Genomic DNA, 1,088 nt, shown 5'->3' with positions numbered 1-1,088 from the left:
GACCGGTGATGTCGAAGGTCTCCCGGACACCCAGGAGGGTTCTGATCCGCTTGGCCATCTTGGGAGTGTGGGGCTCGGACCCGAAGATGAGGGTGTGCAGGGACAGCCGGTCCCGAAGGCCGTTTTTTTCGACCTGTTCGGCCAAAAGCAGAGCCATGGAGGCCGTGCAGCAGGCGCAGGTAGGCTGGAGATCCTCCAGGAACTGGAGCTGAAACTCGAGATTGCCGGGGCCCAGAGGAAGGGCCATGGCCCCGAAATGCTCGCAACCCAGCTGAAATCCGACTCCGGCCGTCCACAGACCATACCCCACAGCGATCTGGACCCTGTCCAGGGTGGTCAGGCCGGCCAGTTCATAGCAGCGGGCCATCATCAGCTTCCATTCCTCGAGGTCCCGGGCCGTGTAGGCCAGTATCTTGCGCTTGCCGGTGGTGCCGGACGAGGCGTGGATGCGGACCACCTGTTCCTCGGGAACGCTGAGCAGGGGGAAGGGATATCCGGCCCGCAGGTCGTCGGCCGTGGTGCAGGGCAGGGAGCGGATGTCGTCCAGGGTCTCGATGGAATCGGGTCCGACGCCGGCCTGCTGGAGCCTTTTCCGGTAGAACGGGCTGCCGTGATAGGCGTGGCGGACGGTCCATCGCAGCCCCTGGAGCTGGATCTTTTCCAGGGGTTGTGAACCGGCATCGGGGAAAAAGCGGTAGGCTTGGGCCATGCGGGGTCCTCCGAAAATGCGGGGAATGATGGGGTTCGGCGGCGCCTCGGGTGGGCTGGATTTCGCCGGACAAGTTGTGTATTGGTCCTCTTTCGCCGTCCGGGGGCCATGCCAGCCAATCCGGTCGGCCCCTGCAACCGAAAATTATGGGCGGGGCCCGGGTCCCCTGTCAAGACAAGGACTCATAAACCCAGGACGCGTCAATGCCATATCTTTCACTTCCCCCGGCCTTCACGGCTCTGGCCGGGCTCATCCTGGGCCTGGCTTTGGGCAGCTTCTACAACGTCTGCATTCATCGATATCTGGCTGGGATGTCGATCGTCACTCCTCCTTCCCATTGCCCGGGGTGCGGATACCGACTGGCATGGTGGGACAACAT

At 63.1% G+C, this 1,088-nt stretch carries 2 protein-coding genes; one reads left to right on the top strand and one right to left on the bottom strand.

What is annotated here, in order from left to right:
* On the bottom strand, window positions 1–709 hold a 709-nt coding region (locus EOM25_15280), incomplete at its 3' end, for a phenylacetate--CoA ligase family protein (GenBank protein NCC26542.1).
* A 203-nt stretch (window positions 710–912) separates the two neighbouring features.
* Here EOM25_15280 and EOM25_15275 point away from each other — a divergent pair.
* Window positions 913–1,088: prepilin peptidase (locus EOM25_15275; protein ID NCC26541.1), on the top strand; the 176-nt coding region annotated here is incomplete at its 3' end.

The sequence above is a fragment of the Deltaproteobacteria bacterium genome, assembly GCA_009929795.1.
GTDB lineage: Bacteria > Desulfobacterota > Desulfovibrionia > Desulfovibrionales > Desulfomicrobiaceae > RZZR01.
The sequence above is the reverse complement of the archived record's forward strand: the minus strand, read 5'-3'. Positions and strand labels throughout refer to the sequence as shown.